1 rRNA gene is annotated in these 242 nt (G+C 53.3%); it reads right to left on the bottom strand.

Annotated features, from left to right (window positions below):
* Positions 1–8: 8 nt before the first annotated feature.
* Positions 9–242, bottom strand: a 23S ribosomal RNA gene (locus AB4Y44_RS42895); the annotation flags it as partial.

Genomic DNA, 242 nt, shown 5'->3' with positions numbered 1-242 from the left:
CCTGTTATAGGATCAAGCCTTACGGGCAATTAGTATCAGTTAGCTTAACGCATTACTGCGCTTCCACACCTGACCTATCAACGTCCTGGTCTCGAACGACCCTTCAAGGGGATCAAGTCCCCGGGGACGTCTCATCTTGAGGCGAGTTTCCCGCTTAGATGCTTTCAGCGGTTATCTCTTCCGAACATAGCTACCCGGCGATGCGACTGGCGTCACAACCGGTACACCAGAGGTTCGTCCAC

This window comes from Paraburkholderia sp. BR10937 (assembly GCF_040965695.1).
GTDB lineage: Bacteria > Pseudomonadota > Gammaproteobacteria > Burkholderiales > Burkholderiaceae > Paraburkholderia.
The sequence above is the reverse complement of the archived record's forward strand: the minus strand, read 5'-3'. Positions and strand labels throughout refer to the sequence as shown.